This is a genomic window from Marinobacterium sp. NO-S09 (assembly GCF_059179545.1).
Map to the genome: position 1 here is coordinate 583,117 of NZ_CP168954.1, position 25,843 is coordinate 608,959.

A 25,843-nucleotide genomic window follows, 5' to 3' on the forward strand; every position below is an offset into this window, starting at 1 on the left:
GTCATTGTGCGGGAAATGAATCACGGGGGCCAGAATGGGGGGAAGGCTGGGCTTTCGGCCTCCCACAGGACCTGCTGTTTGAAGTTTTACTCTGGCGGCTGATTGTACTGGCGTGCCAGTTCCACAAAGGCGTGCAGGTAATCCACCTGCACGTCATCCTTGCGCAGGCCCAGAAAGATCTGCTTATCCACACCGGTTTCACCCAGTCGCAGTGGGTGCAGCGGCAGGCGTTGCTGATATTCTTCCACCAGCCAGCGGGGCAGGGCGGCAACACCACGTCCGGCGGCGACCATCTGCAGCATGATATCCGTGGTTTCAATCTGCTTGTGGCGAAGCGGGCTACAGCCTGCAGGGGTCAGAAAGCGGTTGAAGATATCCAGCCGGTCAGGCTCCACGGGGTAGGTGATCAGGGTTTCGGGCACCAGTTGCTCGGGCTCCACTCGTGTCTGACCAAACAGGGCATGCTCGGGGCCGACCACCAGCACCTGTTCGTAATCGAACACCGGCTCGAACACCAGGCCGCTGCGATGCAGCGGGTCCGGTGTCACCAGCAGGTCGATCTCATGGCCGTACAAGGCGCCCATGCCGCCAAACTGGAATTTCTGTCGCACATCCACATCCACGCCCGGCCAGAGTTTCAGGTAGGGGCTGACTACTTTCAGCAGCCACTGATAGCACGGGTGACACTCCATGCCGATGCGCAGGGTGCCACGCTGACCGCTGGCAAACTGCTGCATCAGATCTTCCGCGTGTTCAAATTGTGGCAGCAGGCGTTCCGCCAGTTTTAACAGGTACTCACCGGCTTGGGTCAGTCGAAGTCTACGGCCTTCCTTCTGCCAGATCGGCGTGCCCAGCTGTTGTTCCAGCTTGCGCACCGAGTGGCTTAGTGCCGATTGTGTCAGACAGAGGGTGTCGGCGGCGGCGGTGAGAGAGCCCTGCTGGTCAACGGCGCGCAGGATCATAAGGTGGTGGCGTTCAAGCATATCAATCCATGATTTGAGCTAATTGGTTGATGAGATAATGCCATTATTTTTCATCATTCATAAGGGCTAGCATCTCTCTTGAACTGAATCATGGAGAGAGTCATGCGCCGTCCCACAGAATATAAAACCCTGCTGCATAACCTTGGTTTCCCGCGTATTGGAGCCCGTCGTGAACTGAAACTTGCTCAGGAAGCCTTCTGGAAAGCAGAGGCGACCGAGGCGGAACTGTTTGGTACGGCAGCGACATTGCGTGAGCAGAATTGGCAACGTCAGGCTGGTCTGGATTTCGTGCCGGTGGGTGATTTCTCTCTGTATGACCAGGTGCTGGATATGAGCTTTACGCTGGGTAACCTGCCAGCGCGTATTCAGGGGCTGGAGGGCTCGGAGCTGGACCAGTATTTCCGCGTTGCCCGTGGCCGCTCTGCCAACGACGCCGACGACAACACGGTTCATGCCGGTGAGATGACCAAGTGGTTCGACACCAATTACCACTATATCGTGCCGGAATTCAGTACCGAGACGCGCTTTCATCTGAACCAGACTCGCTTGCTGACACAGCTTGCTGAAGCCCGTGAGCAGGGCCATAACGCCAAGCCGGTGCTGATCGGACCGATCACCTATCTGTTGTTGGGCAAGGCCAAGGACAAAACCCGGCCGCTCAGTCTGCTGGCACAGCTGCTACCGGTTTACGCTGAACTGCTCAACCTGCTGGCAGAGCAGGGCGTTCAATGGGTACAGGTGGATGAGCCGGCACTGGTAACCGATCTGTCAGTGGAATGGCAGGACGCCTTCCGCACGGCCTACGCGGCCTTTTCTGACAGTGGTGTGAAGCTGCTGCTGACGACCTACTTCGGTCAACTTGGTGACAACCTGGAGCTGGCGTGTAGCTTGCCGGTGGCAGGTCTGCACCTGGATGCCGTGAGTGCCCGTGCCGAAGTGGCGCCGGTAATCCGTCAATTGGCTGCCGATAAAGTGCTGTCGCTGGGGGTGGTGAACGGTCGCAACATCTGGAAAACCGACCTGAGCACCTTGCTGGATTGGCTGGAACCGGTCTCGCAGCAGCTCGGGGAGCGCCTGTGGATCGCACCCTCCTGTTCGTTGCTGCATGTGCCGGTAGACCTGACCAGCGAACAAGCGCTGGATGCGGAGATTCAATCCTGGCTGGCTTTTGCCCAGCAGAAGTTGGATGAACTAAGGGTTATCCACAGTGCCTTGAACCATGGCCGTGATTCTGTCGTGGCAGAATTGGCGGAAAACCTGGCGGCACTGAACAGCCGCCGTACCTCTCATCGTGTGCACAACCCGCGCGTGCAGAAGGCTGTTGGTGCCGTTGATGTGTCTTTGGGGGAGCGTAACCGTCCTTATCCACAACGGGCGGTTTTGCAACGCGAGAAGCTGAACCTGCCGCTGTATCCAACCACGACCATCGGTTCCTTCCCGCAGACGAAAGCGATTCGTCAGAACCGTTTGGCCTTCAAAAAGGGTGAGCTGGATGCGGGGGAGTATGAGATCCGCATGAAGCAGGAGATCGAATTCGCGGTGAAGCAGCAGAACGCATTGGGCCTGGACGTGCTGGTGCACGGTGAAGCCGAGCGTAACGACATGGTGGAATACTTCGGTGAACAGCTGGATGGCTTCGCCTTCAGCCAGTTCGGCTGGGTGCAGTCTTACGGTTCCCGCTGTGTGAAGCCGCCGATTCTGTTCGGTGATATCAGCCGTCCCAACGCGATGACGGTAGAGTGGATCAACTACGCCCAGTCACTGACTGACAAGCCCATGAAGGGCATGCTTACCGGCCCGGTGACCATCCTTAACTGGTCCTTCGTGCGGGACGATCAGCCGCGATCGCTCAGCTGTCAGCAGTTGGCGCTGGCAATCCGTGAAGAAGTGCAGGATCTGGAAGCTGCCGGTATCAATATTATCCAGATCGACGAAGCCGCCCTGCGTGAAGGCCTGCCGCTGCGTCGCAGTCAGTGGGCCGAATATCTGAATTGGGCGGTAGAGTCCTTTCGTATCAGCGCCAACGGCGTGGCCGATACGACCCAGATCCACACCCACATGTGCTATTCGGAATTCAACGACATCATCGAGGCGATCGCGGACATGGATGCGGACGTAATCACCATCGAAACCTCGCGATCCGATATGGAACTGCTGGATGTGTTCGACGAATTCCACTACCCCAACGAGATCGGTCCGGGCGTCTATGATATCCACAGCCCTAATATCCCGTCGGTGGAGCAGATGGTGAAGTTGATGCGTCTGGCTGCCCAGCGTATCCCGGCGGAACGGCTCTGGGTGAACCCGGACTGCGGCCTCAAAACCCGCCAATGGAGTGAGGTGATACCAGCACTGCAGAACATGGTGGAAGCTGCCAGGGTGCTGCGCGCCGACAGGGTTGCTGCGGCTTGATCACGAGGGTTCCCAGAGGGCGGAGCCGGGCTCCGTCCTCTGCTTAGGTGAGGTGGTCAGGTGAATGATCCATTTTTTTGATCAATTCGATAATTACGGCCCGATTGATGGTTAGTGGTTGCTGTACGACTATTACCCCATCAGGCCGCGCCATGATTTGAACTGAATTTCCGGTACGAACAGCGGCTATCCGAACTCAGAGGAGTAGCTGATATGACCGCTAAACAACCCACCGTTTATGTGCCCCATGGTGCCGGCCCCTGCTTCTTCATGGACTGGAACCCGGCTGATGCCTGGGACAAGATGGCTGCATACCTGCGCAGCATTCGCGATACCCTGCCGGAGCAGCCCAGGGCGATCCTGATGGTGTCGGCGCACTGGCTTGAAACCGAATTCCGGGTCACCAGTGGCGCCAATCCTGAACTGATTTTTGATTACTACGGATTCCCCCAGCATACCTATGAGCTGACCTATCCGGCACCGGGCCATCCTGAACTGGCACAACAGGTGGTTGAGCTGCTGCGCAATGAAGGTCTGGCTGCGGCCAGAGACGATGAGCGGGGTTACGATCACGGCATGTTTATTCCGCTGAAGCTGATGTTCCCCGAGGCTGAAATTCCGGTCGTGCAGCTGTCTCTGCGTCAGGATATGGGCCCTGAAGCACACCTGCAGGCCGGTCGTGCCCTGGCATCCCTGCGTGAGCAGGGCGTGCTGATCGTCGGCAGCGGCATGAGCTTCCACAACATGCGCGGCTATGGCGATCCCCGTTTTGGACCCATCTCGGACCAGTTCGATGCCTGGCTGAAGCAAACTGTAGAGGCGGAGCCGGAGCAGTGTTTCCAGGGGTTGAGCCAGTGGGAACAGGCCCCCATGGCGCGCCAATGCCACCCGCCCCGTGCCGAAGAGCACCTGATTCCGTTGATGGTTACGGCTGGTGCCGCTGGTGAAGACAGGGGTCAGAATGACTTTACCGACCGCGTGCTGGAAACAACGCTGTCCGGCTATCGCTTCGGCTAAGGCTGTAAAATCCAGCCGGCCAGTACCCCTGCCTGACTCCCCTTCGCAGGCAGGGTGCTCCCTTCCCTTCTCCTTGTAGCCAGGTCGCCTTCTGCTTGCCTCTACGCATGATTCCAACAGCGGGATGATATGTTTCATAGTTTGATATTTTAAGTATGAAATATTAATGTTTGAATCATTACCAATGATCAGCTGAGGGAATGGATCCACTAATGGATAGCGAACTGGCACTCAAAACCTGGTTTCGCATGCTGTCGAACACGGCATTGATTGAGCATGAACTTCGTACACTGTTCGTGAACGAGTTCAATGTGACTCTGCCTCAATTCGATCTCATGGCAGCGCTGCACCACGCCGGTGGCAGCGAAAAGATGTCAGCCCTTTCCAAGTGGATGAAGGTGTCCAACGGCAACATCACCGGCGTGGTGGACCGTCTGGAGCGGGACGGTCTGGTGGCACGCCAGGCTCTGCCGGAAGATCGCCGCGTCAAGATTATCCACCTCACTGAGGCGGGTGCAGACGTGTTTTCACAGATGGCAAAACGCCACAAGGAGTGGATCTCAACATTGTTGGATGAGATCAGTGAAGGCGACCTCGAACAGTTACACCTGCAGCTGATGCAGTTGAGCAAAACAATAAAAAGAAAACTTCAGTAGCCTGATGGAGCCCACTATGCGGTATTCACGCGAAGAATTGATCCGCTTCAGACACTGCGATCCGGCCGGGATCGTGTTCTACCCCCGTTATCTGGAAATCGTCAACGATACCGTTGAGGACTGGTTTGAGCACATGGGGTTTGCGTTCAAAACCATGCAGGAGCGTTTCGGTGCCGGGGTCCCCACCGTCAATCTGAATATCCGCTTCGCGTCCCCCTGTCGTCAGGGTGACCGTCTCCAACTGTCACTGGTGTGTCACCGTCTTGGTGACAGCTCAATCGTTCTCGGTATCCGGTCCGCTCAGGCGGGCAACCCGGTGTTTGAAGCCGAGGTGGTGCTCTGCTTCACCAGCATCGGCGAGCGGGTGGAAAAGCTCAGTATCCCGGCCGAGATTCGTCACCAGATACAGCAATATCTGGACGAGACCGTGGCTGCGACGGCCTAGCAGCCGGTGCCAACCCAACAATCTGCACAACAATAATAAGAGAGACACACTATGGACACTGTCCTGGAACAGCCCCGGCCAGTCCTGGCCAAGGGGTACTACCACCGGTTGCTGACCGGCTGTGGTGTGCTTGCGGCGCTGATGTTTGCCCTGATGGGGGCGCTGGTGTGCACTGATATCTTCCTGCGTAACTTGACTACTGTCTCCATGCCCTGGACCGTCGAGGTCTGTGAATACCTGCTGATGACGGCCACCATGCTGGCCGCACCCTGGCTGCTGTATCAGGAAGGACATATTCGTATTGACCTGCTTCTGAGGGCACTGGCGCCGGGCTGGCGCGTTTGGGCGGATCGCCTGATCAGTGCCATGGGGCTGTTGATCTGTGTGCTACTGACCTGGTTTGCCATCGATGTGGCACAGGACAAGGCACAGCAGGGCAGTCTGGTGTTCAAGGTGCTGGTGTTCCCCGAGTGGTGGCTGAATGTGCCGATGATTCTGGGCTTTGGCCTGATGACGCTGGAGTTTGCGCGTCGTCTGATGCCGCGGTCTTCTGCTACACCCGCCGAGGAGGAGCTCTGATGGAGTGGTATCACGCATTGATGATCATGCTGGGAACGCTGTTTACCCTGATGCTGGTCGGGCTGCCAGTCGCTTTCGCGTTCCTCGGCGTTAACCTGCTCGGTGCCTGGCTGTTTATGGGCGGTGAGGCGGGGCTGGCGCAGCTGGTCCGCAACTCGGTCGGAGCCATCAGCAGTTTTTCCCTGACGCCCATTCCCCTGTTTGTGATGATGGGGGAGCTGCTGTTCCATACCGGTCTGGCGTTTCGTGCCATATCCAGTATTGAACAGTTGATTACCCGTCTGCCGGGCCGTCTGTCGGTGGTGTCTATTCTCGGTGGTACCACCTTTGCGGCGCTGTCCGGCTCGACCATTGCCAATACCGCCATGATGGGCAGCGCCATGCTGCCCGAAATGCTCAAACGCGGTTATCACCCGACGCTTGCCATGGGGCCAATCATGGCCGTTGGCGGCATCGCCATGCTGATTCCCCCGTCTGCGCTGGCGGTAATGCTGGGCAGTCTGGCTGGCGTATCGATCAGTGGCTTGCTGGTGGGCGGCATCATTCCGGGCTTGCTGATGGCCGCAGGTTTTCTGGCCTATGTCATTCTGCGCTCACGCAAGGAAGAAGCCGATCAGGCTGATGAAAACGCACAGCTGGATATCGGTCAGCCCAGCCGCTGGCAGCGCTGGTGGCCTTTCTTCCGCGATGTAGTGCCGCTGCTGGGGATCTTCGTGGCCGTGGTGGGTTGCATGCTGGCCGGCTGGGCCTCGCCCACTGAATCGGCTGCAATCGGCGTGCTCGCTTCGCTGATCGCGACCCTGGCGTACCGCACGCTGACGCTGAAAAACCTGATGGTCTCGCTGATGGAGACCACCAAGGTGTCCGTCATCATCCTGTTCGTACTGGTGGCTTCCACCGGTTTTTCCCAGCAGCTGAGCTTCTCCGGCGCGACCGGGGGCCTGCTGTCGCTGATCACGGATTATGAGCTGTCGGCCTTCTGGCTGACGGTGGGCATGCTGGCGATCATCCTGATCATGGGCTGTGTCATCGACCAGGTCAGCATGATGATGATCACCCTGCCATTTTTCATGCCGTTGGCCGCTGCGGCCGGGATCGACCCGGTATGGCTCGGTGTAATGATGCTGATCGCAATGGAGCTGGGACTGCTGACACCGCCCTTCGGTTTGCTGCTGATGGTGATGCAAGGCGTGGTGCCCAAATCCATTCGCCTGCCACAGATCTATGCGGCAGCGGTACCTTTCCTGTTGATCGAGGCGCTGGTGCTGGTGTGCATCCTGTTGCTGCCCTGGTTGGCGACAGGGCTCCCAGGCCTCATGAAATAGCGCGACTCAGACCTGGTAACAATGAACGGCCCAGAGCCGATAAAAACGACATCCAATACCCAACACAATGGTGAAGTGCATGAATAATAAATCTAAGAAATTGCTCTGTGGTAGCTTCCTGGTGCTCTCCCCGATGATGGCTCAGGCTGCCGAGGTTACGCTGAAGGCGGTATCGGCCTTTGGCCCGGATACCTACTTCAACCAGCGCTTTGCGCAGTTCGTCGAGAAGGTGAACGCCGAGGGCAAGGGGCTGGTGCAGATTAATCTGATCGGTGGCCCCGAGGCGATTCCGCCGTTCGAGATCGGTAACGCCGTGCGGGCCGGTATCGTCGACATCGCCAATACTACCGGGGTCTTCCACGCCAACATGGTGCCGGAAACCCTGGCCATGACGCTAACCAACAAGTCGATGGCGGAGCTGCGTGAAAACGGTGGCCATGCACTCATGGATAAGCTGCACCGCGACAAGGCCAACATGCTTTGGCTTGCGCGTCTGTCTGATGGTATCCAGTACCACGTGTACACCAACAAGGAGGTCGACTCGACCAACTTCTCCGGCCTCAAGCTGCGCAGCGTGCCGGTGTACCGTCCCTTCTTCCAGGCACTGGAGGCCACTCCGCTTCAGGTTGCCCCCGGTGAAGTCTTTACCGCCCTCGAGCGCGGTGTGGTCGATGGTTACGGCTGGCCGGCTACGGGTATCTTCGATCTGGGTTGGCAGGAAAAAACTGCCTATCGCGTGGAGCCCGGCTTCTACAACGTGGAGATCAGTCTGTTCATGAATCAGGACAGCTGGTCCAAATTGGATGATGAGCAGCGTGAATTCCTCAACAAGCAGGTTGCCTGGGTGGAGTCACTGAATGCCAAGGCTGCACAAAATGCCGAGCTGGAGAAACAGAAGCAGGCTGAAGCCGGCATTCAGGCCATCGAGTTGAGCCCGGAACAGGGTAAGCGCTTCCAGCAGCTGTCCCAGCAGGCCGGTTGGCAAGCGCTGGAGCAGATCAGTCCAAAACAGGTCGGCGAGCTGAAAGCGCACTTCGGCAGCTAATCCAACCGCGGCCCGCCTTGGTGGCGGGTCGCGCCCCGGATTCCGAATTTTCACAGACCAGATCTGTGGGGTGATCCCATGTCAGACAATAGATTGATGAGTCGATATCCCTCTTCGACTTATCTGCAACGTCGTGCCCGTCGTCGCCTGCCCGGCTTTGTGTTCGATTACCTTGAGGGGGGCAGTGGCCGTCAGGCGGCATTGGCTCGCAATACTCACGGGTTTGATCAGGCTGACCTGACGCCACGCTACTTCAATGACTGTAGTGTGATTGATTTGGGGACACGCCTGTTCGGTCAGCACTACCAGGTGCCTTTTGGTGTCGCGCCCATCGGTATGGATGGGCTCATCTGTCCACAGGCGGTCAGCCATCTCGCGCAGGCGGCGCAACAGCACGGCTGCCCGCTGGTAGCCAGCACCTTCTCAACTACTTCGCTGGAAGAAGTGGCTGAGCTGGCGGGTCAACAGGCCTGGTTTCAGCTCTACCCGTTCAGCGATGCGGCGATTGAATCCGACATCCTTAAGCGTGCTGAGCAGGCGGGCTATCAGGTGCTGGTGGTGACGGTCGATGTGCCGGTGGGCGGAAGGCGCGAACGTGACATGCGCAATGGTCTGTCCCTGCCGCCACGTCCCAGTCTGAGCGCATGTGCCGATGTGATGCGCCACCCCGGCTGGGCGTTAAGGCAACTCGGCAATGGCATGCCCAGCTTTCGTAATCTGCATCCTTATCGACGTGCCTCCAATGACTTTTTGCCCGCCAAGGTGGAGGGTGCCGTGTCCTGGCAGCGTCTGGAAGGCTTTCGTCGTCGCTGGTCGGGCACTCTGGTGGTCAAGGGCGTGCTGCATCCCGAGGATGCACAGCGCTGCCAGAGCCTCGGTGTCGACGGCATCGTCGTGTCCAACCATGGTGGTCGTCAGCTGGATGCCTGTCCAGCGACGCTGGAAGCACTGCCGGGTATCCGGCAGGCGGTTGGACAGACGTTTCCACTGCTGGTGGATAGCGGGCTCAGGTCCGGCCTGGATGTGGCCCGCGCGCTGGCGGCGGGTGCCGACTTCGCGCTGCTGGGACGGACTTTCATGTACGCCATGGCAGCCCTGGGTGAAGCCGGCGCGAACCACAGTATGAACATGTTACGAGAGGAGCTGGAGAATGCCTTACAGATGATCCGCTGCCCAGACATTAATGCATTGAAACACTGGCACTCGCAGTCTGCAGTGCCCACGGCAAGGGAGACGCACCATGGCTGAGCGTTCATTCAAGAAAGAGGTCAAGAAACTGCACGCCGGAGAGGGTGAAACCTTCCAGGGGGAGGGCATCCTCGCCGTGACCAAGGCGCTGCTGCAGTCCGGGGTGGCCTATGTGGGTGGTTATCAGGGCTCGCCCATCTCTCACCTGATGGATGTCCTGGCCGATGCCAAGGATGAAATTCTGGATGAGATGGGCGTACACTTCGAGACCAGTGCCAGTGAGGCGACAGCGGCAGCCATGTTGTCGGCGTCGGTACACTACCCGCTGCGCGGTGCCGTTACATGGAAATCCACTGTGGGCACCAATGTGGCCTCGGATGCCCTGGCTAACCTGGCCTCCGGCGGTGTGACTGGCGGCACGGTGGTGGTGATCGGTGAAGACTACGGCGAAGGCTCCTCGATCATGCAGGAACGTACCCACGCCTTTGCCATGAAATCGCATATCTGGCTGCTGGACCCTCGGCCCAACCTGCCCAGTATTGTCGATGCGGTAGAGAAAAGCTTCGAGCTGTCCGAGGCCAGTAATACCCCGGTGATGCTGCAGATGCGCATCCGCGCTTGCCACGTGCACGGCCAGTTTACCGCCAAGGATAATGTTAAGCCGCCCTTTACCCTGGGCGATGCGCTGGAAAATCCGAAACGGGACCTGAGCCGCATCGTGCTGCCGCCCTCGACCTTTGTGCATGAGAAAGAAAAACTGGAACAGCGCCTGCCGGCGGCGATTCAGTTCATCAAGGAACACCGTCTCAATGAAGTGTTCGATGGCCCCCGCAAGGATATCGGGTTGGTGGTACAGGGCGGCTGCTACAACACCACAATCCGGGCGCTGGAGCATCTGGGTTTGGCTGATGCTTACGGCAACTCCGATATTCCGCTGTATGTGCTTAACGTGGCTTTCCCGCTTGTGGATGACGAGTTGCTGGCGTTTGCTCAAAACAAGTCCGCCGTGTTGCTGATCGAGGAGGGCGGACCCGAATTCATCGAATATGAGATCAACAGCATCTTTGCCCGTGCCGGCTGTGCCACACCGCTGCAGGGCAAGTCGGTGCTGCCGCGATACGGTGAGTACACCTGCGATGTGATCAAGGACGGCCTGCGCAAGTTCCTGCAGCAACAAACTCCGGATCTGCTTCAGGATGAATTGGGCATAAAGCTGGTGCCTTCAAAACCCCTGTCGGTCGAGGCGCTGGACCAGGCGGTCCCGGCCCGGCCGGCCGGTTTCTGCACCGGTTGCCCGGAGCGACCGGTGTTCTCGGCAATCAAACAGTTGCAGCGTGAACAGGGCGATTTCCACATCAGCTGTGATATCGGCTGCCACCTGTTTTCCATTTTGCCGCCGTTCAATATCGGTGCCACGACCATGGGGTATGGTCTGGGCGGTGCGTCCGCGTCAGCCTTTAACGTGCCCTCCAGCAAACCGGCGATCGCCATCATGGGCGATGGCGGTTTCTGGCATAACGGTCTGACCAGCGGTATCGGCAACTCGGTATTTAACAAGAGTGACGGCGTCAATCTGATCATCGATAACGCCTATACCGCGGCGACGGGCGGACAGGACATCCTCTCCTCCAAAGCCGATAACCCTGAGCGGTCGACCCAGCATTCCATTGCCCGTGCGGTAGAAGGTGTGGGTGTGAAGTGGGTGAAAACGCTCAGCCGCACCTACGACGTCAAGGCGATGAAACAGACGCTAAGGGAAGCCATTACCACCAAGGGCGTTGGCCCCAAGGTCGTGGTGGCCCAGTCGGAGTGCATGCTGAACCGCCAGCGGCGCGAGAAGCGTGAACGGCGCAAGGAGATTCAGGATGGCCAGCGAGTAGTGGAAAGCCGGTTTGCCATCGATGGTGACACCTGTACCGGCGACCGTGCCTGCATCCGCCTGTCGGGCTGTCCTTCACTGACGGTCAAACCCAACCCGGACCCCTGGCGCAGCGACCCGGTCACCCATATTGATAACAGCTGTGTCGGCTGTGGTCTGTGTGGCGAAAACGTCCATGCCGACATTTTGTGCCCGTCGTTCGTCAAAGTGGAAGTCGTGCGTAATGCCGGTTGGCTGGAGCGTCAGCGCCGCCGCCTGTCTCAGGCCGTGATTGGCTGGCTGCAACGTCGTGCTGCCAAACAGCAAGAACTGGAGCTGCTGCAAGGAGTATCCCAATGAGTACCAACAAACAGCGGATCAATATCGCCATCACCGCCATGGGTGGTCAGGGCGGCGGCGTACTGGCCGACTGGATTATCGGCATGGCCGAACATTCAGGCTGGGTTGCCCAGACCACCTCGGTTCCGGGTGTGGCCCAGCGTACCGGGGCAACGATCTATTACCTGGAGCTGTTCAAGCCGGTCGCCGGTCAGTCAGAGACACCGGTACTGTCTCTTTCCCCGGCCACTGGCGATGTGGACCTGGTGATTGCTGCGGAGTTGATGGAGGCCGGGCGTGCCATTCAACGTGGTTTTGTGACACCGGACCGGACAACCCTGATCGCTTCTTCACACCGCGCCTATGCGGTGTCGGAAAAGGAAGCGCTGGGCTATGCTCTGTCCGATCCTGACGTGATTCACCAGGCAGCCGATGAGATGGCTCAGCGCTATCTCTGCTTTGATATGGCGGCGCTGGCAACGCAGACAGGCAGTGTGGTCAGTGCCGTTCTGTTCGGTGCGCTCTGTGGCAGCCGAGTACTGCCGTTTGAGCGTGATGCCTTTGAGCAGGCGATCCGCAACGGCGGGGTTGGTGTCGATGCAAGCTTGCGGGCGTTTGCGGCGGGTCATGATCAGGCGTTGCAAGGAGATGGCTGCACCGACCTGCCGCAACAGGCACCCCAGGTGTATCAATGGATCTACCAGGGTCAGGATGCGGGTATCAAGCAACTATTGGCCGGGCTGGAGCAAGCGTTCCCGGCCGAGCTGCTGGCCCCTTTGACGGAAGGTGTGCGTCGTCTGCTGGATCACTCAGGAGTGGCCTATGCCAAGCTGTATGTGCACCGCATGCAGCAGATTTTGGCTCTGGAGCAGGCCAGTCAGTCTGCTGGCGAGTGTGCACTGAGCCAGCGAGTGGCCGCCCGTTTGGCCGTCTGGATGGCTTATGAAGACACCATCCGAGTCGCCGAGATCAAGACTCGATCACGCCGCTTCGATGGGTTGTATCAGGAAGTGGGGATCGATGCGAAGCAGGTATCCTATTTCCACGAATACCTGCATCCTCGTATCGAGGAAGTGGCCGAGACCCTGCCGGCCGGACTGGGGCGCTGGGTGCTGAAAACGGGCTGGGCGTCGTCGTTGCTGAATCGGTTGTTTGCCGGTCCCAAAACGGTTTCAACGCAAAGCCTGCGCGGCTTTCTGCCGCTGTATCTGGTCGCGCGCATGCGCCGCTGGCGTCATCGCACGCTCCGTTATGCGCTGGAACAGGAACGCATTGAGCAATGGCTGGCGCTGCTGACCGAGCTGTTGCGTACGGACGCGTCCCTGGCACTTGAGTCTGCCCAATTGCCGGAGCTGATCAAGGGCTATGGCAAAACTCATGCGCGAGGGCTGCGCAACTTCTCTATTCTGTGCCAGGCGGCCAAACATCTGCAGGGGCAGACAGACTCCGCTGCGATACTGCTGGGTCTGCATCAGGCGGCGCTGCAAAGTGAAGCCGGTACCGAGCTGGCCGCTGCGCTGCGTGAAGCGGGAATGGACGCGCTGGCGCATGAGCTGGGGCATCCAAATGTGCAAGCGCAGGTGGTGCAGGTGATGGAGCCTCAGGCGGCCGGTTAATCCCGTTTATGGCTGCAGGCATTCAGCCCTGCAGCCACTCCTCCACCCATGCCCATACATCGGAGCCCTGGCTCAGGGCTTCTACTGCGCCCATGCGGAAATGCTCGGTGTAGGGTTTGAATCCGGCACCGAGCATGCGGTCGTAGGGACAGGTGTCGGTGGGGTCTACATAGAGAATGATCGCTTCACCACCACTGCCCTGATAGGCCTGCAGGCAGAACTGCACCACGGATTCGCTGCTGCCCACTACCAGTACCAGATCATGGCGTGTCAGTGAATTCATCAACTCGAACAGGTCACGGTAAACCGGCGCCACTTCACCGAAAAACACCACATTGGGTTTGAAGTGGGGAGGGTGTGCGGCGTGATCGAAGGCTTCGTAACCGATCGGCTGGATCTCACCTTCGGCCAGATTCACCAGTTCCAGCAGGTTGCCGTGGATATGCTCGACGGCAGGGCTGCCGGCACGTTCGTGCAGATCGTCCACGTTGGTGGTCATTAGCCGGACACGCTTGCCATGTTGTTGCTGCAGGTCGGCGATGGCCTGGTGGGCCGGGTTGGGGTTAACACCTTGCAGCGCGGTGCGGCGGGCGTTGTAGAACTCATGAACCAGGTCGTAGTTCTGCTCGAAGGTGTCGATATTGCAGACATCCTCGATACGGTGATTGTGCCAGAGACCGTCGGGGCCGGTACGGAAGGTGGGAACGCCGGACTCGGCGGAGATGCCGGCACCGGTGAATATGATCAGACGTCGATTGTCAGGGTGTGTCATCGTGCGAGCCTCTCGGTCATTGCTGGGGTCAGTTTACCAGCCCAAACCGGGAGAAGGGCACCTGCGACAGTCTGTTGCCGATGCCCACCCGCGCCTGATCAGCTCAGGTTATAGAGGAATACCACCAGTACCGCGACCGGGGTGATGAACTTGAGGGTGTTGTACCAGAGGTTGAAACCGCCTTCGGACAGGGACAGTTCGTTCTGCAGCGCCTGCTTCGACATGAACCAGCCGACCAGTACAGCCACCAGCAGGCCGCCCAGCGGCAGCAGGATGTTGGCGGTCAGGTAATCCAGCAGGTCGAAAATGGTTTTGCCTTCGAACATGGCGAACATGCCCAGCGGTGCGACATCCGACCAGAGGTTCAGCGACAGGATGGACGCGATGCCCAGCACCCAGCACACCAGGCCGGCGATCAGCGTACTGACCGTACGGTTCATGCCTTTCTGTTCTTCCAGCCACTCCACCAGCGGCTCCAGCAGGGAGATACCGGAGGTCCAGGCAGCAAATACCAGCAACACGAAGAACAGGGTACCGAACAGGGTGCCCATCGGCATCTGACCAAAGGCCAGCGGCAGTGTCTGGAAAATCAGGCCCGGACCGGCACCCGGCTCCATGCCGTTGGCAAAGACGATCGGGAAGATGGCGAGGCCTGCCAGCAGGGCAACACCGGTATCCATCACAGACACGGTGACGGACGCTTTGGCGATGGACACGTTTTTCGGCAGGTAGGAGCCATAGGCCATCATCACCGCCATACCCAGGCTCAGGGTGAAGAAGGCGTGGCCCAGGGCAACCAGTACACCGGAGGTGGTGAGTTTGGAGAAGTCCGGCTGGAACAGGAAGCTGACCGCCTCACCGAAGTAGCCGGAGGTCATGGCGTAGCCCACCATGATCAGCAGGAGTACGAACAGGCCCGGCATCAGGATGCTGGTAGCGCGTTCGAGGCCTGAGCTGACGCCGCGGGCCACCACGACCATCACCAGTGCCATGAACAGGGTATGCCAGCTGAGCAGCGTCATCGGATCGCTGAGCAGACCGGAGAAAATGCTGCCCACCGCATCTGCGGTCTGACCGCTGAACTGGCCAGCGGCCGAGGTGCCGACGTAGGACAGGGCCCAGCCGCCGATCACTGAATAGAAAGATAGAATCAAAAAGCCGGCCAGTACACCGATGGCGCCGACCCATTTCCATGCCGGGTTCAGTTTGTCCCGCTGCGTAATCTGACGCAGGCTGTTGACCGGGCTGTGGCCGCCGCGACGGCCGATCAGCACTTCCGCCATCATGATCGGTATGCCCACGACGGCGATACAGATCAGGTAGACCAGTACGAAGGCCCCGCCACCGTTTTCACCTGTGATATAGGGGAATTTCCAGATGTTGCCCAGCCCCACGGCGGAGCCGGTGGCGGCCAGAATAAAGGCCAGTCGTGAGGACCAGAAGCCGCGTTTGCTTTGTGCGCCTTCCTGAGCGCCAGTTGCAGTGGCGGATGAAGAGTAGGACATAACTGTCTCCTGCTTGGGTTTTCTTGTTTTCGGGGGACAGAAGCTGTCCAGGACCTGCTAGACAGGCCTGAATCAGCTCAAGTGTTTTCCAGGGAACTGAAAATCTATCTGCGTTGCCGAATACATCGTTAAAAAACGGCTCAAAATGCTCATTTAGTTTACTAAACTCCGCTTTTTCGCCGTTTTTTGCCTTGTCTCGGCTGCCTCGATTACGATTTTCAGTCCCCTGAATCAGGTTGCTAATTAGCCAGCCTTGGCCAGAGAACCACCCTGCTGCGATGGAACAAAATCGAAGCGTTCTTCGGCCAGTTCGTTGGCGATGATGCCGGTAGGGCGGCCATCGCGGTCGGAACGGGTGAAGATTTCACTCAGGGTGTCGCCGATGGTCTCGACGTGGGCGCGCACCTTGTCGGGCTCGTAGCCAGTGCGGCCATGAAAGACATCGATGATGCCGCCAGCGTTGATGACAAAGTCGGGGGCGTAGAGGATGCCGTGCTGCATCAGCAGAGCGTCATGGTCGGGGCGTTCCAGTTGGTTGTTGGCAGCGCCGGCGACCACTTTGGCCTGCAACTGAGGGATGCTGGTGTCGTTCAGTACGGCACCGAGAGCACAGGGTGCGACTACATCCACCGGCAGGGTGAGGATCTCCTCGGCGCTGACCGGAGTGGCGCCGAACTCTTCGACGGCACGGTCCATCTGGTCCTGATGGATATCGTACACCCAGAGCTGGGCACCGGCCTCGTGCAGATGACGCGCCAGGCGGTAACCCACGTTGCCGATACCCTGCACGGCGACTTTCAGCCCGGTCAGGTCTGTGCGGCCGAGCTTGTGCTGTACCGCGGCTTTGAGGCCGACAAAGGTGCCGTAGGCGGTGGCCGGTGAAGGGTCGCCGTCGCTGGGCTTGCCGTCAAAACCGATGTGGGCATCGACGCCTGCCACCTGGGTTGTGCAGCGGCCCATGACTTTCAGGTCCGGTACGCTGGTGCCGGAATCTTCAGCGGCGATATAGCGTCCGCCCAGCTGCTCCAGACAGCGGCCCATGGCTTCCATCAACTCTTCCGTCTTGTGCTGGCGCGGATCGCCGATGATTACCGATTTGCCACCGCCGAGGTCCAGGTTGGCCAGTGCCGATTTGTAGGTCATGCCTTTGGAGAGGCGCAGCACATCACGCAAGGCTTCTTCATCGCTGGCGTAGGGATACATGCGGCAGCCGCCCAGTGCCGGGCCGCGGGAGCTGTTGTGCACGGCGACAATCGCCTTGAGACCGGTCTTGGGATCGGTGAGGAAGCAGACCTGTTCGTGGTTGTCGAATTCGGGATGTGAAAATACGTTCATCTTTGTTGCCTTCTGAATCGGTGCCGGGGTGTGCCACGCAGGCACACCGCCGGGCTTAAATTGGGTGTCGAATAGTGTTTTATGCAGCGGCGCTGGCAATATCGGCCTCTTCGGCGCGAATGGCGTTGCGCAATTGCTCGCGCTCCTGCCGTGCCGCCTCATAGGCCTTCTCCTTCACCGGCCCATAGCCACGAATCCGGCTGGGCAGTGCTGCCAGCGTCCGTCCGGCTTCCAGCTGGCCGCGCTCCAGATGCTGCAGTAGCCAGTGAATATCCGCTTCGTACTCGCGGATCAGGCTGCGTTCCAGACGACGGTCGGCACCATAGCCGAAGGGGTCCAGCGGTGTGCCGCGCAGGGACTTGAGTCCGGCCAGCAATTTGAAGCCTTTTTCCATCCAGGGGCCGAACTTCAGCTTGCGTGGGCGGGCGCCGTCCTTGCCGCGGCTCAGTAGCGGCGGTGCCAGGTTGAATTCAAGTTCGTAGTCACCCTCGAACTCTTCCTCCAGCTGGCGGCGCAGGCTGCCGTTGCTGAACAGGCGGGCCACTTCGTACTCATCCTTGTAGGCCAGCACCTTGGCGTAGTTTTCGGCGACCGCGCGGACCAGAATGGCATCGCCACCCAGCTTGGTGTCGGCGGTCTGTTTCACCTTGTTCACCAGGGCTTCATAGCGCAGGGCCAGACGGGCGTTCTGGTACTCGGTCAGGTGGCGCTTGTTGCGCTCGATCACCTGCTCCAGCGACTCCAGAATCTGCAACGGATTGCCCTTGGGCTGCTGCGGGAAGGCCAGTGCCTTGACCGCGTCCAGGTCATGAGCGGCGCGACGGCCCCAGAGGAATGCCAGTTTGTTCTTGTCCACGGCCACGTTATTCAGCTCGATGGCGCGCTCAATGGACTCGGCTTGCAGGGGCAAAAGGCCCTGCTGATAGGCAAAGCCGACGGTGAACAGGTTCACCGCCATGCCATCGCCCATCAGTGCCTTGGCCAGCGCACCGGCATCCAGGAACCAACTGCCATCGGACTTGGAGGCTTCACGGATAGTCGCTTCCATCGCTTCACCCGGGAATTGCAGGTCCGGGTTGCGGGTGAACGCCGCAGGCATGGCTGCTTCGGTGTTGACCAGGCTGCGCGAAAAGCGGTTATCCAGCTTGGCCAGCGCCTCGTCACTGGCGGCAACCATAAGGTCGAATGCCAGCATCAGGTCGGCTTCACCGGCGGGGATGCGCACGGCGTGGATATCGTCCTGACGGTTGCCGATACGGATATGGCTGACTACAGCACCGAATTTCTGCGCCAGGCCGGCCTGGTCGAGAATGGCCACGCCCTTGCCTTCCAGGTGGGCGGCCATGCCGAGCAGGGCACTGACGGTCACCACACCGGTACCGCCGACGCCGGTCAGCAGGATGCTGTAGGGATCATGTTCGCCGACGAATTTGGGTTCCGGCAATTCGGCAAAGTGTACGTCTTGGCTCACGCCTGCCGGCTTCTTCAGCTTGCCGCCTTTTACGGTCACGAAGCTGGGGCAGAAACCGCGGACACAGCTGAAGTCCTTGTTACAGGCGGACTGGTCGATGCTGCGTTTGCGACCCTTGTCGGTTTCCTTGGGCAGGATCGACAGGCAGTTGGACTGGATGCCGCAGTCGCCGCAGCCTTCACAGACATCGGCGTGGATCATCACGCGCTGGTCCGGGTCCACCATGCTGCCGCGCTTGCGACGACGGCGTTTCTCGGCGGCACAGGTCTGATCGTATATCAGCACCGAGCAGCCTTCGATTTCGCGCATCTCGCGCTGTACCGCATCCAGATCATCGCGGTGATGGAAGGTGGTGCGGTCGGCAAAGTCGGCCCGTGATGGGTATTTGTCGATATCGTCGCTCACTACGGCGATGCGACGCACGCCTTCACCGTAGAGCTGATGGCTGATCTGCTGCACGCTCAGGCTGCCGTCTACCGGCTGGCCGCCGGTCATGGCTACGGCATCGTTGTACAGAATCTTGTAGGTGATGTTGGCGCCGGAGGCGATGGAAGCACGGATTGCCAGCAGGCCGGAGTGGAAATAGGTACCGTCGCCCAGGTTCTGGAATACGTGCTTCTGTTTGGTAAAGGGTGCCTGACCGAGCCAGGTCACGCCTTCACCACCCATCTGGGTGAAGGTATCGGTGCCGCGTTCCATCCAGGTGGCCATGTAGTGACAGCCGATGCCGCCGAGGGCACGGCTGCCTTCGGGGACCTGAGTGGAGGTGTTGTGCGGACAGCCGGAACAGAAGTGCGGTGTGCGCTCCAGACGCTCTTTCGGCTGTGCCAGGCTGGATTCCTTCTCGGTGAGGAAGTCGAGGCGCTCGCGCAGCTTGTCGGTGCAGTAGTGGTCGCGGATACGGCTGGCGATGGCGCGCGCCACCATGGCCGGGGTCAGCTCGGAGATGGAGGGCAGCAGCTCGGCACCCTGCTCATCGCATTTGCCGATGATGCGCGGGCGCTGCTGATCCTGCCAGCTGTAAAGTTGAGTGCGGATCTGGTCTTCGATCAGACCGCGCTTCTCTTCCACTACCAGAATCTCTTCAAGGCCAGAGGCAAACTCGAAGATACCTTCCGGCTCCAGCGGCCAGGGCATGGCAACCTTGTACACGCACAGACCAATGGCTTCACGCTCTGCTTCACCCAGCCCCAGATCGGACAGGGCCTGGATCACGTCCAGGTAGGACTTGCCGGTGGTGACGATACCGATGCGCGGTTTAGAGGCGCTGAGGACGGTTTTGTCCAGGCGGTTGGCACGGCAGAAGGCCTTGGCAGCGGCCAGTTTGTAGCGGTGCAGACGTTCTTCCTGCTGCAGCGGCTTGTCTGGCCAGCGGGCATTGAGGCCATCGGAGGGCAGCTCGAAATGCTCGGGGATCTTGATGTCGATGCGGCTCAGATCCAGGTTGGCGGTGATGGAGGAGTCCATCACTTCGGCCAGTGCCTTGAAACCGACCCAGCAGCCACTGAAACGCGACATGGCCCAGCCGTACAGGCCCAGATCGAGAATTTCCTGCACGCCGCTGGGGTTGAGGACCGGCATGGACGCATCCATGAAACCGTAGTCGCTCTGGTGTGGCAGGGTGGAGGACTTGCAGGCGTGGTCATCACCGGCCACGGCCAGCACGCCGCCATACTGGGAAGAGCCGGCGGCGTTGGCATGCTTGAACACATCGCCGGTACGGTCGACGCCCGGGCCCTTGCCGTACCAGAGGGCGAACACGCCGTCGTACTCGGCGCCTTCAAACATGTTCACCTGCTGGGAGCCCCAGACAGCGGTGGCGCCCAGGTCCTCGTTTACACCGGGCAGGAAATGGACCTTGCGGTCCTTTAGGTATTGCTTGGCTTGCCAGAGGGTTTTGTCGAAATTACCCAGCGGCGAGCCGCGGTAGCCGGAGATAAAGCCGGCGGTGTTGAGGCCGTTGAGTGTGTCGAGTCGGGCCTGCAACAGGGGTAGTCGTGCCAGGGCCTGGCTGCCGGTCATATATACCGGGCCGGATTCGCGCTCCCAAACATCATTGAGACTGACGTCACGCATAGGATCACCTTTTTCCACAAACGCCGGACACAGGCAGAGTGATGCCCTGGCCGGACAGAAAACCGAATTGGAGTCGGAACGGATTCAGCAGCGAATCAGATGTAAATAATCCGAGGCGCAGGCGTTATGACGCCCATGAATCCAGAGGAAAAAAGCGAGGGTACAGAGTGTGCGGATAGACCACGCCCGAGGCGCAGTCCGGCCGGGAAAGCCGTGTGCATTGTCATAGTGAAATCCTCAACCACTCGCCCGGATCACGGTGCGGTGGCTTTACTCTTTTTGTTGTTTTACGGATTTTGGCCGTTGTGGCGATTTCTTTGTTCGCTGCCCTTATGGGGAGTGAATAGGCCTCAAGCTAGAGCCTTTTGCGGGCAGGGTCAACGGTTGATTTGTAACCATGACAATCTCTTGACATCCTCCCCTCCCTTCATCGCTAACGCGCTTCAGGAAGAGGATTCCCGCTAGTCATCCAGCAGGGTTTCCTCATTCAACGCGCCTTCACTAGGCACGGGCTGTTGTTAGACGGCCCGCGCCCCCGATCCAGTCGCTCCAGAGGCTAACACGGCGAGCCCCGCCGCTTTGATATTGATCGCTGCTGCGATGTCCCGGTCATGGGAGATGCCGCAAGACGGGCAGTTCCATGACCGCACGGACAACGGTAGCTTGTCATTGATGTACCCGCAGCCCCTGGTGGGGCAGCGCTTGGAGCTGGGGAACCAGCGGTCGATCTGAACCACAGATCGACCGGCCCACTCGCCCTTGTACAGCAACTGGCGGACGAACTCACCCCAGTTGGCGTCGGCTATCGCCTTTGCCAACGTGGGGTGCTGAATCATGTTCTTCACAGCCAACGATTCAACGCAGACAACTTGGTTTTCGTTAATGAGTCTGCGGGTCGCCTTGTGGGTGGCGTCCATCCGGCAGTCTGCGATCTTGGCGTGCAGGCGGGCTACCCGTAGCCGCGCTTTGGCGCGGTTCCGGGAGCCTTTCGCCTTTTTCGCCAGCTGGCGCTGAAGGTAGGCCAGCTTCGCAGCGTACTTTTTTGTGTACTTGGGATTGCCGGATTTGACCCCGTCGCTGGTGATGAACAGGTCTTTTAGACCGAGGTCAACGCCCGTGGTCTTGGCGACCACGGGCAGTGTTTTTGTTTCGACCTCGCACAGACAGCTGACGAAGTAGCGGTCGGCGCGGTCTTTGGAAATTGTGATGGTACTGGGAGCGCAGGGCAGTGCCTGTGACCATCGAATGGCCAGAGGGTCCTTGCTTTTAGCAATGAACAGCTGGCCCTCGCGGTACTGAAAAGCCGAACTGGCATAGGTGGCTGACTGGCGGCGATTTTTCTTTTTGAAGGTCGGGTATTTTGCTCGACCTTCAAAGAAGTTCTTGAACGCCGTTTGCTGGTGCCGAAGCGATTGTTGCAGCGGTACGCTGCTGACGTCACCCAGCCAGTCGAACTCTTTTTTCAACGCGGTCAGCTTGGCGCTGGCCGCGTTGTAGTTAATGCTTTTGCCGTCTTCATAGAAAGCATCGGTGCGCCACTTGAGAATCGAATTGTACACGAACCGCACACACCCGAACGTCTGCGCCAGCAGCGCAGCCTGTTCAGGCGTAGGATAGAAGCGGTATTTAAAGGCACGTTTAGATTTCATTCTTACAAATATAGCTTGTTATTTGTAAGATAAGCAAGCGATTCAACAAGCGGCCTTCGGTTACTGCGCTTATATCCCCTCCCTAGCGGCCCTCCAGGCGTCAGGAAGAGGTCTTACGCGCTATTCGATAAAAGGTGTGGTTTTTTGCGGACGCCTGTCATTGTCATGCCAGTGTCATCAGCCTCTGGTTAGAATATTTTATATTGGTATAGACCAGATTTTAGGCATTTAACATGATGGAAAAAGATTCGATCCTCGCGAAAATTGAGCAGTTGTATGCGGATATGGGGCAGAACACCTATGGCGAAGGCATCACCCAGACCGAGCATGGCGTTCAGTGTGCCGAGCTGGCCTGCCGTGCCGGCGAGAGCCCTGCATTGATCACCGCAGCCTTGTTGCATGACATTGGTCACCTGTTGGAAGAGGTCAGCGCCGAGCATGGCAACTACCAACATGACAAGGTGGGGGCGGATTATCTGCAGCCGCTGTTTGGCGCCGAGGTGGCCGAACCTGTGCGTTTACATGCCCAGGCCAAGCGTTACCTGTGCACAGTGGAAGATGGTTACTTTGAAAGCCTGTCAGCGGCATCGGTGCACTCGCTGAAACATCAGGGTGGCCTGATGACCGAAGCCGAGGTGGAGCAGTTCCGACAGCAGCCGCAGTATGAAGCGGCCATCAAGCTGCGCCGCTGGGATGATGCGGGTAAGGACCCCGAATTGGCATCGCTGCCCTTTGAGCGCTATCGGGAGTATATGCAGGCGTCGCTGCTGGCCTGAGTCTCCGCGCAGAAGAGTCCGACCTTTGTATCGATGCTTGCGATCAACGCGCCCGCTGTGACGTATACTCTCGCCTGATTGATAGCGGGAGGTTTGCATGCGGATTTGGGAAACGGCGCCACTGGCGACTGACAACCTGATTGAACAGTTGGAAATGCTCGGTGGACTGGTTGTTATCCAGGGACCAGTGTTGCAATTGTCATTGCTGGATCTGCATTTTGCCTTTTGCTGGGTGGAGGATCTGGAACGCTGGGTGAGGCAACGACATGCAGAATCACCTGAATTATCAATAGTCTTTATTGATGCTTCTGTTTCAGATTCTGAAAAAGCATTTTGGCAGAATAACCCACATGAGCTGAATCTTGAATATACACCTGTGGCTGATGCAGATTCGGCATTTACGCTGCACCGACGTCTGGTAGAGCAGGAAGCGGCGTTGGCCGGTGCCGGAAGAAGCGTGGAACGTATCCTGATCAGCCTCAGAATGAGCGATTCAGAACGGGTACTGGTGGCGGATTATATTCTCTGAGGGGAGGCGTGCTGCCCCGCTGTGAGAACCACAGGGGACAGCCTTGCCGGTGAGCAGTACTCGGGGCGCTTCAGGCGGATGTTTTGGTGTCCTTGTCTTCTTTGGGTTTATCCGCTTCGGACTTATGTTCCGAGCCGAGTACTTCAGCCAGGGTGCCCCGTGTCAGACAACCCGCCAGTTGGCCCTGTTCATCCACCACCGGCAACGGATAGTCCGCATCCAGGGTGTTGGGAATAACCGTTTCCAGTACTGCCTGAGGCTCAACCGGCTCAATTTGCTCATAGAGCGCATCGGTCAGGTCGGCGTCCTTGTTGGCCTTATAGGCCTGTTCCAGTTTCGCGGCTTTCACCGTGCCCTGATAACCCTCATCCGTAACGATGTAGCCGTAGTCGCGATCAAAGCCTTTCATCTGCTGTAGCGCGCCGCTGATGGTATCGGCGGTGATGCGATAGGCCGGATCCTTCATCACGGTTTCCACGGTGAGGGCACGTGCCCGGTTCACGTCGCGGACAAAGGCTTCCACATAATCGGTGGCCGGATGCAGAAGAATCTCTTCAGGTTCACCCTGCTGGACCACTTCACCGTCCTTGAGAATGGCGATGCGGTCACCCAGACGCAGGGCTTCGTCCAGATCATGGGTGATGAAGATGATGGTCTTGTGCAGCTTTTCCTGCAGCTGAACCAGCTGATCCTGCATTTCGGAACGGATAAGCGGGTCCAGCGCCGAGAAGGCTTCATCCATCAGCAGGATTTCCGCATCCGTACACAGGGCGCGGGCCAGGCCCACACGCTGTTGCTGGCCACCGGAGAGTTGTGCCGGGAACTGCTCCTCATAGCCGGCCAGACCCACGGTCTCCAGCCATTGGCGTGCCCGCTGCAGGGCTTCGCTTTTGGCCACCCCTTGAATGCGCAGCCCATAGGCCACGTTTTCCAGCACGGTTTTGTGCGGCAGCAGGCCAAAGCGCTGGAACACCATCGACATCTTGTGACGGCGGAATTCTTCCAGCTCTTTCTTGCCCAGCTGCATCACATCGGTGCCTTCCACCTTAATGACGCCCTCTGTTGGGTCAATCAGCCGGTTGAAGTGACGGATCAAAGTGGATTTTCCCGAGCCGGACAGACCCATGATGACGAAAATTTCGCCTGCATTGATGCTGAGGTTGATGTTCTTCAGCCCCAGGGTATGGCCGGTGGAGGCCAGAATCTCGTCCTTGCTCTTGCCCTCATGCACCAGTGACATGTGCTTTTTGGGATTGTTGCCGAACAGCTTGTACAGGTTTTCAACCTGAATCAGTGCTTCAGCCATGGTCTGCACCTCCCAGATGACGCTGTGTCCGCTTGGCGTAGGCCTGAGACACACGGTCGAAGATGATGGCCAGTGCCACGATAGCCAGGCCATTAAGCAGACCCAGGGTGAAGTACTGGTTGGTGATCGATTTCAGTACCGGCTGGCCAAGGCCGGCGACACCGATCATGGACGCGATCACAACCATGGACAGGGCCATCATGATGGTCTGGTTGATACCCGCCATAATGGTTGGCATGGCAAGGGGCAGCTGCACGCCAAGGAGTCGCTGCATGGGGCTGGCGCCGTAGGCGGTAGCGGCTTCCAGTACATCCTTGTCCACCAGCCGTATGCCCAGGTTGGTGAGGCGGATAACCGGCGGGATGGCGTAGATGATAACGGCGATAACACCGGGGATCTTGCCGATACCCAACAGCATTACCACGGGAATCAGGTAGACAAATGCGGGCATGGTTTGCATCACATCCAGCACCGGCGTTATCAGGGTCTGCATGCGGTCGGAGCGGGCCATCAGAATGCCGATGGGGACGCCCAGTATGATCGCCATCAGGGTACAGACCAGAATGATGCTCATGGTGCTCATGGCATCTTCCCACATGCCGAAGTAGCCGATCAGGAAGAAGGATACAACGACGCCCAGGCTCAGCTTCCAGGAGCGGCTGGCCAGGTAGGCAAGCCCGGCGACAACGGCGATGACCAGCCACCAGGGTGTGGCCAGCAGCAGTTTTTCAAACCAGACGAGAAAGCTGAGCAGGGGATCAAAAAAGGCTTCGATCATTTCGCCGTGCTCGCGGGAAAAGTCGCGATAGGCGGTGTCGAGTGTTTTGCGGATATCACGCAGCTCGCTGCGTTCAAGCTGCGGTATCTCTGTTATCCAGTTGGATTCAGCCATGGAGGGCCTCCAGTCAGGGCGGGGCCTGGTCAAGTGACGAGGCCCCGGTCACGCGGTGTTCCGTATAAA

General features: G+C 58.8%; 20 protein-coding genes. 12 read left to right on the forward strand and 8 right to left on the reverse strand.

Features of this window, described 5'->3' with window-relative positions:
* Nucleotides 1–86 precede the first annotated feature (86 nt).
* Nucleotides 87–983: a LysR family transcriptional regulator gene (locus tag O3C79_RS02920; RefSeq protein ID WP_494384730.1), complete on the reverse strand. Its 897-nt coding sequence runs from the start codon at nucleotides 981–983 to the stop codon at nucleotides 87–89.
* A 102-nt stretch (nucleotides 984–1,085) separates the two neighbouring features.
* Here O3C79_RS02920 and metE point away from each other — a divergent pair, with 102 nt between their 5' ends.
* From metE to O3C79_RS02970, 10 genes are all read left to right on the forward strand, one after another.
* Nucleotides 1,086–3,395, forward strand: a complete 2,310-nt coding sequence (gene metE / locus O3C79_RS02925; protein ID WP_494384731.1) for a 5-methyltetrahydropteroyltriglutamate--homocysteine S-methyltransferase — start codon at nucleotides 1,086–1,088, stop codon at nucleotides 3,393–3,395.
* A gap of 213 nt (nucleotides 3,396–3,608) precedes the next feature.
* Nucleotides 3,609–4,412: a DODA-type extradiol aromatic ring-opening family dioxygenase gene (locus O3C79_RS02930; protein ID WP_010324904.1), complete on the forward strand. Its 804-nt coding sequence runs from the start codon at nucleotides 3,609–3,611 to the stop codon at nucleotides 4,410–4,412.
* A 212-nt stretch (nucleotides 4,413–4,624) separates the two neighbouring features.
* Complete coding sequence (locus tag O3C79_RS02935) at nucleotides 4,625–5,068, forward strand: MarR family winged helix-turn-helix transcriptional regulator (protein ID WP_494384732.1); 444 nt, start codon at nucleotides 4,625–4,627, stop codon at nucleotides 5,066–5,068.
* A 16-nt stretch (nucleotides 5,069–5,084) separates the two neighbouring features.
* Nucleotides 5,085–5,513: an acyl-CoA thioesterase gene (locus O3C79_RS02940; protein ID WP_010324902.1), complete on the forward strand. Its 429-nt coding sequence runs from the start codon at nucleotides 5,085–5,087 to the stop codon at nucleotides 5,511–5,513.
* Between the two features lie 51 nt (nucleotides 5,514–5,564).
* Nucleotides 5,565–6,092 carry a TRAP transporter small permease gene (locus O3C79_RS02945; RefSeq protein WP_010324901.1) on the forward strand — a complete coding sequence of 176 codons (528 nt, stop codon included), beginning with the start codon at nucleotides 5,565–5,567 and terminating at the stop codon, nucleotides 6,090–6,092.
* Nucleotides 6,092–7,417 carry a TRAP transporter large permease gene (locus tag O3C79_RS02950; RefSeq protein WP_494384733.1) on the forward strand — a complete coding sequence of 442 codons (1,326 nt, stop codon included), beginning with the start codon at nucleotides 6,092–6,094 and terminating at the stop codon, nucleotides 7,415–7,417. Before O3C79_RS02945 ends, O3C79_RS02950 begins: the two co-directional genes overlap by 1 nt.
* A gap of 79 nt (nucleotides 7,418–7,496) precedes the next feature.
* Entirely contained in the window at nucleotides 7,497–8,462 is a 966-nt protein-coding gene (gene dctP, locus O3C79_RS02955; RefSeq protein ID WP_029511280.1) for a TRAP transporter substrate-binding protein DctP, read from the forward strand.
* Between the two features lie 96 nt (nucleotides 8,463–8,558).
* A complete protein-coding gene (locus O3C79_RS02960) occupies nucleotides 8,559–9,710 on the forward strand; it encodes an alpha-hydroxy acid oxidase (protein WP_010324898.1) in 1,152 nt (383 codons plus the stop codon).
* Nucleotides 9,703–11,868 (forward strand): thiamine pyrophosphate-dependent enzyme, encoded by a 2,166-nt coding sequence (locus tag O3C79_RS02965; RefSeq protein WP_494384734.1) that lies wholly within the window; start codon nucleotides 9,703–9,705, stop codon nucleotides 11,866–11,868. Before O3C79_RS02960 ends, O3C79_RS02965 begins: the two co-directional genes overlap by 8 nt.
* Nucleotides 11,865–13,463 (forward strand): indolepyruvate oxidoreductase subunit beta family protein, encoded by a 1,599-nt coding sequence (locus tag O3C79_RS02970; protein ID WP_494384735.1) that lies wholly within the window; start codon nucleotides 11,865–11,867, stop codon nucleotides 13,461–13,463. Before O3C79_RS02965 ends, O3C79_RS02970 begins: the two co-directional genes overlap by 4 nt.
* Nucleotides 13,464–13,485: 22 nt before the next feature.
* Here O3C79_RS02970 and O3C79_RS02975 read toward each other — a convergent pair whose 3' ends face one another.
* From O3C79_RS02975 to O3C79_RS02995, 5 genes are all read right to left on the reverse strand, one after another.
* Entirely contained in the window at nucleotides 13,486–14,235 is a 750-nt protein-coding gene (locus O3C79_RS02975; RefSeq protein WP_494384736.1) for an SIR2 family NAD-dependent protein deacylase, read from the reverse strand.
* Between the two features lie 98 nt (nucleotides 14,236–14,333).
* Nucleotides 14,334–15,740, reverse strand: a complete 1,407-nt coding sequence (locus O3C79_RS02980) for a sodium-dependent transporter (protein WP_494384737.1) — start codon at nucleotides 15,738–15,740, stop codon at nucleotides 14,334–14,336.
* Nucleotides 15,741–15,983: 243 nt separating this feature from the next.
* Nucleotides 15,984–17,075, reverse strand: a complete 1,092-nt coding sequence (locus O3C79_RS02985; protein WP_494384738.1) for a Glu/Leu/Phe/Val family dehydrogenase — start codon at nucleotides 17,073–17,075, stop codon at nucleotides 15,984–15,986.
* 79 nt (nucleotides 17,076–17,154) lie between these two features.
* Nucleotides 17,155–20,622 carry an indolepyruvate ferredoxin oxidoreductase family protein gene (locus O3C79_RS02990; protein WP_494384739.1) on the reverse strand — a complete coding sequence of 1,156 codons (3,468 nt, stop codon included), beginning with the start codon at nucleotides 20,620–20,622 and terminating at the stop codon, nucleotides 17,155–17,157.
* A gap of 518 nt (nucleotides 20,623–21,140) precedes the next feature.
* Complete coding sequence (locus tag O3C79_RS02995; RefSeq protein ID WP_494384740.1) at nucleotides 21,141–22,271, reverse strand: RNA-guided endonuclease InsQ/TnpB family protein; 1,131 nt, start codon at nucleotides 22,269–22,271, stop codon at nucleotides 21,141–21,143.
* A 233-nt stretch (nucleotides 22,272–22,504) separates the two neighbouring features.
* On the opposite strand from O3C79_RS02995, the gene O3C79_RS03000 reads away from it, so the two are divergent.
* Both O3C79_RS03000 and O3C79_RS03005 read left to right on the forward strand, forming a co-directional pair.
* Nucleotides 22,505–23,047 carry an HD domain-containing protein gene (locus O3C79_RS03000; RefSeq protein WP_010324891.1) on the forward strand — a complete coding sequence of 181 codons (543 nt, stop codon included), beginning with the start codon at nucleotides 22,505–22,507 and terminating at the stop codon, nucleotides 23,045–23,047.
* Nucleotides 23,048–23,144: 97 nt separating this feature from the next.
* On the forward strand, nucleotides 23,145–23,576 hold the full coding sequence (locus O3C79_RS03005; protein ID WP_010324890.1) for a hypothetical protein: 432 nt from the start codon (nucleotides 23,145–23,147) through the stop codon (nucleotides 23,574–23,576).
* A gap of 70 nt (nucleotides 23,577–23,646) precedes the next feature.
* Here O3C79_RS03005 and O3C79_RS03010 read toward each other — a convergent pair whose 3' ends face one another.
* The gene (locus O3C79_RS03010; RefSeq protein WP_010324889.1) at nucleotides 23,647–24,882 is read right to left on the reverse strand and encodes a quaternary amine ABC transporter ATP-binding protein; all 1,236 of its coding nucleotides are present in this window, start codon (nucleotides 24,880–24,882) and stop codon (nucleotides 23,647–23,649) included.
* Entirely contained in the window at nucleotides 24,875–25,774 is a 900-nt protein-coding gene (locus O3C79_RS03015) for an ABC transporter permease (protein ID WP_010324888.1), read from the reverse strand. The genes O3C79_RS03010 and O3C79_RS03015 overlap by 8 nt, the downstream gene beginning before the upstream one ends.
* Nucleotides 25,775–25,843 lie beyond the last annotated feature (69 nt).